Source organism: Paenibacillus albicereus (assembly GCF_012676905.1).
Classification (GTDB): Bacteria; Bacillota; Bacilli; order Paenibacillales; family Paenibacillaceae; genus Paenibacillus_O; species Paenibacillus_O albicereus.
Window position 1 is genome coordinate 1 of the sequence record NZ_CP051428.1, and the last position, 10,000, is coordinate 10,000.

A 10,000-nucleotide genomic window follows, 5' to 3' on the forward strand; every position below is an offset into this window, starting at 1 on the left:
GTGGACAGCCATACCGTAGATTTGTGGCAGCAAGTGCTGTCAATCATCCAGACCAAATTGAGCAAACCGAGCTTCGACACCTGGTTCAAGGCGACGAAAGCCAATTTTTCGGATGAAGGACAGCTTGTCGTCACGGCGCCGACAACGTTCGCGGTGGAATGGCTGGAGAGCCGCTACACGAAGCTCGTCCGTTCGACAGTGTCCGATTTCGTCGGAAAGTCTGTCGATATCCGGTTCGTCATCGAGGAGAACCGGCCGCCCGAGCCGGCCGCTCCCGCCCAGCCGGCCGTCAAGCTGGCGCCGGCTGCGGCAGCCGAGCCTTTTTCGCATATGCTCAATCCCAAATACACCTTCGACACGTTCGTCATCGGGGCGAACAACCGCTTCGCGCACGCCGCTTCGCTGGCCGTCGCCGAAGCGCCCGCCAAAGCCTACAACCCGCTGTTTCTCTACGGCGGCGTCGGCCTCGGCAAGACGCACTTGATGCATGCGATCGGGCATTACATCCTGGAGCACAACCCGAGCACGAAGGTCATGTACATCTCCTCGGAGAAGTTCACCAACGAGTTCATCAATGCGATCCGGGACAACCGCGGCGAGAGCTTCCGCAACAAGTACCGCAACATCGACGTCCTGCTGATCGACGACATCCAGTTCCTCGCCGGCAAGGACGGCACGCAGGAAGAATTCTTCCACACGTTCAACGCCTTGCACGAGGAACGCAAGCAGATCGTCATCTCCAGCGACCGGACGCCCAAGGAGATCCCCACGCTTGAGGAACGGCTGCGTTCCCGCTTCGAATGGGGGCTCATCACCGATATCCAGCCTCCCGATCTGGAGACGCGGATCGCGATTCTGCGCAAGAAGGCCAAGGCGGAAAACCTGGACATCCCGAACGAGGCGATGGTGTACATCGCCAATCAGATCGACACGAACATCCGCGAGCTCGAAGGCGCGCTCATCCGCGTCGTCGCCTACAGCAGCCTCATCAACGAGGACATCAGCTCGCATCTGGCCGCGGAGGCGCTGAAGGACATCATCCCTTCCAGCCGGCCCAAGATGATTACGATCCATGACATCCAGCAGCGCGTCGGCGAGTTCTACGGCCTCAAGCTCGAGGAGTTCAAGGCCCGCAAGCGCACCAAAGCCGTCGCTTACCCGCGCCAGATCGCCATGTATCTCTCGCGCGAGCTGACGGACTACTCGCTGCCTAAGATCGGCGAGGCTTTCGGCGGCCGCGACCATACGACCGTCATCCACGCGCACGAGAAGATCTCCAAGCAGCTCAAGCTGGACCAGGAGCTGTTCAAGGTGATTCAGAACCTGACGGAAAAAGTCAAAAATCATATGTAATCTTATCCCCGAAAAAGGGACAAGAACCGACAAGCCTATGCACAAGCTGTACACATGTGGATAGGCTTGTCGCATCCCCCTTCATCGGGCTTATCCACATATCCACCGCCCCTACGGCTACTACTGCTATTTTCTTTTAACTAAACATCATCTAAAACCAAAGCACGGCTCCGCCGCAGGCTGAACCCCAAAGACGAGTGCCGCCCAAGACACTCAAGGAGGAACGCATGAAACTTACGATCTCGAAAAACGAACTCAACGACGCCATCCAGCAAGTCGCCAAAGCCGCCTCGGTCCGCCCTGCCATCCCGATTCTCGGAGGCATCAAGTTCGACGTCACCCACCAGGGAGTAACCCTTACGGCAAGCGACACGGACATCTCCATCCAGAGCTACATCCCTGCCGAATCGGACGAGGCGGTCATCGCCAAGGTGGACAAGCCGGGCAGCGTCGTCATGCCGGCGAAGTTTTTCGTCGAGATCATCCGCAAGCTGCCGGCCGAGGACGTTCAGATCGAAGTCGGCGACAACTATCAGACGATGATCCGTTCCGGCTCGACCGACATCCAGATGGTCGGCTTGGATCCGGAAGAGTTCCCCGTTCTTCCGTCCATCGAGGAGAACGAAGTGCTCCAGCTGCCGGGCGACCTGCTCAAGGCGATGGTCCGCCAGACCGTGTTCTGCGCTTCGACGAGCGAGCAGACCCCGGTGCTGACCGGACTGCTGTGGAACTTGGCTGGAGGAGAGCTTAAATTCGTCGCGACGGACCGCCACCGCCTCGCGAGCCGCATCTCCCGCGTCGAGACGCCGGACGGCTACCGGCTGAGCAACGTCGTCATCGCCGCCAAGACGATGGTCGAGCTGTCGAAGCTCGTTCCCGACGGAGGCGGCCTCGTCGACATCGTCGTCGCGAGCAACCAGGTGCTGTTCCGGCTCGGACATACGCTGTTCTACAGCCGCATGCTCGACGGCACCTATCCCGATACCTCCAAGATTATTCCGCAGACGTTCAAAACAGAACTCGTCCTCGAGACCCGCAAGCTGATCGACGCGATGGAGCGCGCTTATCTGATGTCCCGCGAGGAAAAGACCAACATCGTGCGGATCGTCACCCTGGAAAACGGAACGATCGAGATTTCCTCCAGCTCCTCGGAGCTCGGACGGGTAACGGAGCAGCTCGAGGTCATCCGCCAAAGCGGCGAGCCGCTGCGGATCGCATTCAACTCCAAATACATGCTCGACACGCTCAAAGTCATCGACAGCGAGCAGCTCGTCATCAGCTTCACCGGCGCAATGAGCCCCATCATCATCCGTCCGGCGGATCACGACAACAGCCAGTACATCATCCTGCCGTACCGCACGACCAACTGAACCTCCGCGAGCGGCGGCAGCACACGGCGGGCGACCTTCCGGTCGCCCGCCTTTTCCATGCCGAAGCGGCCTTCTCCCTCTTTTCCCATCCCATGACCTAGGAGGCATCCCCATGAAATCCATTACGATCAAGACCGAATACATCGCCCTCGGCCAATTCCTCAAGCTGAGCGACTGCATCGACTCCGGCGGCCAGGCCAAGTTCTTTCTTCAAGAAACGAAAGTCATCGTGAACGGCGAGCCCGACAACAGGCGCGGCCGCAAGCTGTATGACGGAGACATCGTCGAGGTGGACGGCTTCGGCGGCTTCAAGGTTCAGAGAACGTGAACTCGGAGCGATGGCTTTGTCCGCCTGGGGCGGACATTCTGGACGGGAGGTCTGAGCGGTGTTCCTGAATGAGATCGCGCTTCGCAACTATCGCAACTACGATCAGCTGGAGCTCGAGACGGACCGCAAGGTGAATCTGTTCATCGGCCCCAACGCCCAGGGCAAGACGAACCTGCTGGAATCGATCTTCGCGCTGGCCCTGACCAAATCCCACCGTACCGCCAAGGACCGCGAGCTGATCGGCTGGAACGGCAAAGAAGCCTCCGTGCGCGGCGAGGTGGAGAAGCGCTACGGCCGCGTGACGCTCGACCTGTCCTATTCCGCCCAAGGCAAGAAAGCCCGGATCAACGGACTCGAGCAGCGCAAGCTGAGCGGCTTCGTCGGCACGCTCAATGTCGTCATGTTCGCTCCGGAGGATCTGGAGATCGTCAAGGGGACTCCGGGCGTCCGCCGCCGCTTCCTCGACATGGAGATCGGGCAGGTGCAGCCGGGCTACCTGCACACGCTCCAGCAGTACGGCAAGGTGCTCGTGCAGCGCAACAACTACCTCAAGTCGGCCGGACCGTCCGGCGTCAAGCCGGGGCTGCTGGAGGTTTGGGACCTGCAGCTCGCGGAGCATGGTGTTAGAATCATGAAAAAGAGGCAACAATTCATAGAAAAGCTGAAGACGTGGGCGGCGGCCATCCATTCGGGCATTACCGCCGGTAGCGAGGAGCTGTCGATCGAGTACCGTCCGTCGTTCGACATCGGCGAGGGCGAAGAAGAATCTGTTTTATTCGAGCAATTTATGTTAAAGTTAACCCAGGTAAAAGATCAGGAATTCCGCCGCGGCGTCACGCTCGCGGGCCCTCACCGCGACGATCTGGCCTTCTTCATCAACGGCAAGGAAGCGCAGGTGTACGGCTCCCAGGGACAGCAGCGCACGACGGCGCTCTCGCTCAAGCTGGCGGAGCTGGAGCTGATCCGCGAGGAGATCGGCGAGTACCCGCTGCTGCTGCTCGACGACGTGCTGTCGGAGCTCGACCAGCACCGCCAGACGCAGCTGATCGAGACGTTCCAGGGCAAGGTCCAGACGTTCATAACCGCGACGGGGCTGGAGAGCGTCAATACGAGCCGGCTGTCCGACGCAGGTATCTACCGGGTTGAAGGCGGCAAGGTCACCCCATAGGCCGCCTCAGCCCTTTCTTGGCGATTCTGCCTCCTTGCGGGGCTTTGCATAGAGGAGCGTGAAGGGGATGTACATCCATCTGGGCGGGGAGAAGATCATCCGGACATCCGAGCTGGTCGCCATCTTCGACATATCCATCGAGCAGTCCTCCAAGCTCTCCAAGCAGTTCGTCGCCGGCGCCAAGAAGCGCAAGGACGTCGAGCTGATCGGCGAGGAGGAGCCCAAGTCGATCGTCGTCACCAAGAGCCGGGTGTACTACTCCCCCATCTCATCATCCACGCTGAAGAAGCGCGGCCACAACTTCGCCGCCAACTGAAGGCGGCAGCGGCTGGGCATGTCCGTACGCGGCATGCCCGCATCAGTTGCTTAGCGCAGTCGAGAGGAGCAGTGAATCATCGCATGTCTACGAACCAACAGCATACGTACGACGAGAACCAGATCCAGGTGCTCGAGGGCCTGGAGGCCGTCCGCAAGCGGCCGGGCATGTATATCGGCTCCACGAGCGGCAAGGGCCTCCACCATCTGGTCTGGGAAGTCGTCGACAACAGCATCGACGAAGCGCTGGCCGGTTATTGCAGCCGGATTACGATAACGATTCACGAGAACGACAGCATCACCGTCACCGACAACGGCCGGGGCATCCCGGTCGGCGAGCATCCCAAGATGAAGCGGCCGACGCTCGAGGTCGTCATGACCGTCCTTCATGCGGGAGGCAAGTTCGGCGGCGAGGGCTACAAGGTATCGGGCGGCCTTCACGGCGTCGGCATCTCTGTCGTCAACGCCTTGTCCGAGCAGGTGGTCGTCCAGGTCAGCCGGGACGGCAAGATCTATCAGCAGGAATACCGCCGCGGCGCGCCGCAGTACGACTTGAAGATCGTCGGCGAGAGCGACACGACGGGGACGCGGACCCTGTTCAAGCCGGACCCCGAGGTGTTCACCGAGACGACCGTCTTCGACTACGAGACGCTGCAGTCCCGCGTGCGCGAGTTGGCGTTCCTCAACAAAGGCATCGAGCTCGTGCTCGAGGACGAGCGCACCGGCGTCAGCAACACGTTCCGCTACGACGGCGGCATCATCGAGTTCGTCCAGTACCTGAACCGCAACCGGGAGCCGCTGCATGAACAGCCGATCTATGTTGAGGGCTCCAAGGACGGCATCCAGGTGGAGGTATCCCTGCAGTATAACGACAGCTACAGCGAGAACATCTACTCCTTCGCCAACAACATCAACACCCACGAGGGCGGCACGCACGAATCCGGCTTCAAGAGCGCGCTCACCCGCATCATCAACGACTATGCCCGCAAGTCCGGCGCCATCAAGGACAACAACAGCAACCTGTCCGGCGACGACGTGCGCGAGGGCTTGACCGCGATCATCAGCGTCAAGATTCCGGAGCCCCAGTTCGAAGGGCAGACCAAGACCAAGCTCGGCAACAGCGAGGTGCGCGGCATCGTGGAGTCGTTCTTTGCCGAGAAGCTTCAGGAGTTCCTCGAGGAGAACCCTTCGGTTTCCCGCAAGATCGTCGACAAAGGCCTGTCCGCCTCCCGCGCTCGCGAGGCGGCCCGCAAAGCCCGCGAGCTGACGCGCCGCAAGAGCGCGCTCGAGGTGAGCAGCCTGCCCGGCAAGCTGGCCGACTGCTCCTCCAAGGATGCCAGCATCAGCGAGCTGTACATCGTCGAAGGCGACTCCGCCGGGGGATCGGCCAAGCAGGGCCGCGATCGGCACTTCCAGGCGATCCTGCCGCTTCGCGGCAAGATCCTCAACGTCGAAAAGGCGCGCCTGGACCGCATCCTGTCCAATGCCGAGATCCGCGCGATCATCACCGCCCTCGGCACCGGCATCGGCGACGACTTCGACATCGCCAAGGCCCGCTACCACAAGATCATCATCATGACCGACGCCGATGTCGACGGCGCTCACATCCGCACGCTGCTGCTGACGTTCTTCTATCGGTACATGCGCAAGATCATCGAAGCCGGCTTCGTCTATATCGCCCAGCCGCCTCTGTTCAAGATCGAGCGCAACAAGGTCGTCCGCTACGCCCAATCCGAACGGGAGCGGGAAGACATCATCGCCGAGTTCGGCGAAGGCGCCAAAGTAAACGTACAGCGCTATAAAGGCTTAGGCGAGATGAACGCCTCCCAGCTGTGGGAGACGACGATGGACCCCGAGAGCCGCACGATGCTGCAGGTGCAGATCGAGGATGCGATCAAAGCCGACGTCATGTTCGACACCCTTATGGGCGACAACGTCGAGCCGCGCCGAGATTTCATCCAGCAGTATGCCAAGTACGTCAAGAACCTCGACATCTAGCAGCAAGGCAAAAGCCGGCTCGGAGCGATCCGAAAGCCGGCTTTCTTTCATCGGCTGCCTCTTCAGCGGGCGCGGCTCTTGGGCGCATAGGCGGCGGCATAGCGCCGCATCCGGCGGAAGATCTCCTTGTCCTTGAGCCTGCGGAAAATATACGGGTCCGGCTTCGTGTTCACTTCCAGAATCCACGGCTTCAGCGACGTGTCGACGGCGACGTCGAGCCCGATCTCCTTCAGTCTCGGCCAGCGTGTAGCCAGCTGCTCGCCGGTCTGGACGCCGAGCTTCTCGAGTCGGCCGCGGAATTCCTTTTGCGCGGCGGCGTCCATATGTCCGCTCAGAAGCGTTTCGAACGGCGTGATCGTGCCCCCGCTGTGGTAGTTGGTGACGATCTTGGACGGGTGGCTCAGCCTGCCGATGATGCCGGTCGTCTCCCAGGCGCCGGCCGGGTTGCGCTGGACCATGACGCGCAGATCGAAACGACGCTTGCGATGCCGGAGCAGATGGATGCCCTTCTGCGCCAGATAGCGCTTTTTGGGACGGATCTGCTCCAGCGAGCGGAACATCGCCTCGTAGGCGGCATGCGTCTGGACGCGGATGCCGCTCTGGAACCGGTAACCGCCCTCCGCGAGCTTCTGCACCTTGATGACGCCGTTGCCGAACGTGCCGGAGTCCGGCTTGATATACAGCATTCCGTACTGGTCCAGCATCGCTTTCAGCGAGTCCCGGCCGTATATTCTCGTGTCCGGCACATGGAGGGCTAGCGCCTCCGACTGCAGCAGCACCTCCGTCTTTCTTTGTTTGCTCACAACTCGTTGGATGGCCAACCGAACCTCATCCTTCCCTGTCTCCAAAAGCGCGCCGCGCCGCAGGTTTCGGCGGATCGGCTTCCGGATCGTAGTGCAAATTCCGATATCGTAAGCGACCAATCAATGCTATAATAGAGTGTATTGTCCCACTGCGATCCATCGCCTTATTTTATGGATTTCGCGCACGGATGGAGCACGGCATCCACCTATTTTTCGACGGTCCCGACGTTTAATTGTCCTCTGTTTGTGCCACACAGATAAGATAGGACAGCGAGCGAGGCGGGCCGCGACCATCAGGCAAGAGCCGCTTGGCGGCCTGACTGCACAGGAGGTAAGTATGGCGGAAGAACAACGTTCCCAGATCAAGGACCGGGACATCGGCACGGAGATGCGCGAGTCGTTCATGGATTATGCCATGAGCATTATTGTCAGCCGCGCGCTGCCGGATGTGCGCGACGGACTCAAGCCCGTTCACCGGCGCATCCTCTATGCCATGTCGGAGCTCGGCATGGCCCCGGACAAGCCCTATAAAAAATCAGCCCGCATCGTCGGCGAGGTCATCGGCAAGTACCATCCTCACGGCGACAGCGCTGTTTACGAATCGATGGTCCGGATGGCGCAGGACTTCTCCATGCGCTACATGCTCGTCGACGGCCACGGCAACTTCGGCTCCATCGACGGCGACATGGCTGCGGCCATGCGATATACGGAGGCCCGCCTGTCCAAGATCGCCATGGAGCTGCTGCGGGATCTCAACAAGGACACGGTCGACTTCGTCTCCAACTATGACGGCGAGGAGCGCGAGCCGTCGGTGCTGCCTGCCCGCTTCCCGAACCTGCTCGTCAATGGCGTGTCCGGCATCGCGGTCGGCATGGCGACCAACATCCCGCCGCATAACCTGCGGGAGGTCGTGGACGGCATCCAGGCGCTTATCCGCAATCCCGACATCACGTCGCTGGAGCTGATGGACTACGTCAAGGGACCGGACTTCCCGACGGCAGGCTTCGTCATGGGCCACTCGGGCATTCGGCAGGCCTATACGACCGGCCGCGGCTCCGTCACGATGCGGGCGCGCGCCGAGATCGAGGAGAACGCCGGCAAAGCGCGAATCGTCGTGCATGAGCTGCCGTACCAAGTCAACAAGGCGCGTCTCGTCGAGAAGATCGCGGAGCTTGTTCGCGAGAAGAAGATCGAAGGCATCACCGATCTGCGGGACGAGTCCGATCGCAACGGCATGCGGGTCGTCATCGAGCTGCGCCGAGACGTCAACCCGAGCGTGACGCTCAACAACTTGTACAAGCATACGCAGATGCAGTCGACGTTCGGCATCAACATGCTGGCGCTCGTGAACGGCGAGCCCCGCACGCTGACGCTGCGGGACATGCTGTACCACTACCTGCAGCATCAGATCGAGGTCATTCGCCGGCGCACGGAGTTCGATCTCAAAAAGGCTCAGGCTCGTGCCCACATTCTTGAAGGCCTTCGCATCGCGCTGGACCATATCGATGAGATCATCTCGCTGATCCGCTCCTCGCGTACGGCCGACGAAGCGCGCGAAGGGCTGATTGGCCGCTTCTCGCTCAGCATCGAGCAGGCGCAGGCGATCCTCGACATGAGGCTGCAGCGCCTGACGGGGCTGGAGCGCGAGAAGATCGAAGCGGAGTACAACGAGGTGCTGGCCCGCATCGCGGAGTATGAGGCGATTCTCGCCGACGAGCAGCTTGTGCTGGATCTCATCAGCGAGGAGCTGGCCGAGATCAGCGAGCGCTTCGGCGACGAACGCCGCACCGAAGTGACGATCGGAGAGGACGAGATCCTCGACGAGGACCTCATCCCGCGCGAGGATGTCATCATCTCCATTACGCATTCCGGCTACGTCAAGCGGCTGCCGGTCACGACCTATCGCAGCCAGCGCCGCGGGGGCAAGGGCGTGATGGGCATGGATACAAAGTCGGACGACTTCGTGGAGCATCTGTTCGTCTCCAACACGCACCACTTCCTGCTCTTCTTTACGAACAAGGGCAAGGTGTACCGGCTGAAGGCGTACGAGATTCCGGATCTCAGCCGCACGGCACGCGGGACGCCGATCATCAACCTGCTGCAGATCGAGCAGGGCGAGACCGTCAATGCGGTCATCCCGGTCGAATCGTTCGACCCGGACTGCTTCCTGTTCTTCGGCACGCGCCAGGGCGTCGTCAAAAAAACGCCGCTCGACGACTACTCCAATATCCGCAAGGTCGGCCTGATCGCCATCAACCTGCGCGAGGACGACGATCTCATCAGCGTCAAGCTGACGGACGGCAAGCAGGAGATTTTCATGGGCACGGCAAACGGACAGTCGATTCGTTTCCCGGAAAGCGACGTGCGGTCTATGGGACGCTCGGCGACCGGCGTCAAGGGCATCCAGCTTGACGAGAGCGACAAGGTCATCGACATGGACGTCGTCGATCCGGCTCAGGAAGTGCTCATCGTCACGTCCAAGGGCTACGGCAAGCGGACTCCGGTCGAGGACTATCGTATCCAGTCTCGCGGCGGCAAGGGCATCAAGACGTTTAATGTGAGCGAGCAGCGCGGACCGGTCGTCTGCCTCAAGGTAGTGGCCGAGGACGAGGACCTCATGATCATGACGGAGTCCGGAACGCTCATCCGCATGAATATGGATTCG

8 protein-coding genes (1 of these 8 cut by a window edge) are annotated in these 10,000 nt (G+C 60.8%); 7 read left to right on the forward strand and 1 reads right to left on the reverse strand.

Features of this window, described 5'->3' with window-relative positions; translation table 11 throughout:
• The 6 genes from dnaA (at position 1) to gyrB (ending at position 6,532) form a co-directional block, all read left to right on the forward strand.
• Positions 1-1,353, forward strand: coding sequence for a chromosomal replication initiator protein DnaA (gene dnaA, locus HGI30_RS00005; protein ID WP_168905845.1), 1,353 nt, complete (start codon positions 1-3; stop codon positions 1,351-1,353).
• A 227-nt stretch (positions 1,354-1,580) separates the two neighbouring features.
• Positions 1,581-2,723 (forward strand): DNA polymerase III subunit beta, encoded by a 1,143-nt coding sequence (dnaN, locus tag HGI30_RS00010; RefSeq protein ID WP_168905846.1) that lies wholly within the window; start codon positions 1,581-1,583, stop codon positions 2,721-2,723.
• A gap of 112 nt (positions 2,724-2,835) precedes the next feature.
• Positions 2,836-3,051: a S4 domain-containing protein YaaA gene (yaaA, locus tag HGI30_RS00015; RefSeq protein WP_168905847.1), complete on the forward strand. Its 216-nt coding sequence runs from the start codon at positions 2,836-2,838 to the stop codon at positions 3,049-3,051.
• A gap of 58 nt (positions 3,052-3,109) precedes the next feature.
• A complete protein-coding gene (recF, locus tag HGI30_RS00020) occupies positions 3,110-4,219 on the forward strand; it encodes a DNA replication/repair protein RecF (protein ID WP_168905848.1) in 1,110 nt (369 codons plus the stop codon).
• 67 nt (positions 4,220-4,286) lie between these two features.
• Positions 4,287-4,535 (forward strand): extracellular matrix regulator RemB, encoded by a 249-nt coding sequence (gene remB / locus HGI30_RS00025; RefSeq protein WP_168905849.1) that lies wholly within the window; start codon positions 4,287-4,289, stop codon positions 4,533-4,535.
• 83 nt (positions 4,536-4,618) lie between these two features.
• The gene (gene gyrB / locus HGI30_RS00030; protein WP_168905850.1) at positions 4,619-6,532 is read left to right on the forward strand and encodes a DNA topoisomerase (ATP-hydrolyzing) subunit B; all 1,914 of its coding nucleotides are present in this window, start codon (positions 4,619-4,621) and stop codon (positions 6,530-6,532) included.
• Between the two features lie 62 nt (positions 6,533-6,594).
• Here the strand turns inward: gyrB and HGI30_RS00035 are convergent, their stop codons facing one another.
• A complete protein-coding gene (locus HGI30_RS00035) occupies positions 6,595-7,335 on the reverse strand; it encodes a YheC/YheD family protein (protein ID WP_235680262.1) in 741 nt (246 codons plus the stop codon).
• Between the two features lie 337 nt (positions 7,336-7,672).
• On the opposite strand from HGI30_RS00035, the gene gyrA reads away from it, so the two are divergent.
• Positions 7,673-10,000 carry the 5' portion of a DNA gyrase subunit A gene (gene gyrA / locus HGI30_RS00040; RefSeq protein ID WP_168905851.1) on the forward strand. The gene runs 171 nt beyond the window's last position, so the window shows 2,328 of its 2,499 coding nt (coding positions 1-2,328); the start codon lies at positions 7,673-7,675; its stop codon lies beyond the right edge, outside the window.

Bases quoted from the DNA above. Each gene is read 5' to 3' on its own strand.
- remB (WP_168905849.1), top strand. From the start codon at position 4,287: ATGTACATCCATCTGGGCGGGGAGAAGATCATCCGGACATCCGAGCTG.
- gyrB (WP_168905850.1), top strand. From the start codon at position 4,619: ATGTCTACGAACCAACAGCATACGTACGACGAGAACCAGATCCAGGTG.
- yaaA (WP_168905847.1), top strand. From the start codon at position 2,836: ATGAAATCCATTACGATCAAGACCGAATACATCGCCCTCGGCCAATTC.
- dnaN (WP_168905846.1), top strand. From the start codon at position 1,581: ATGAAACTTACGATCTCGAAAAACGAACTCAACGACGCCATCCAGCAA.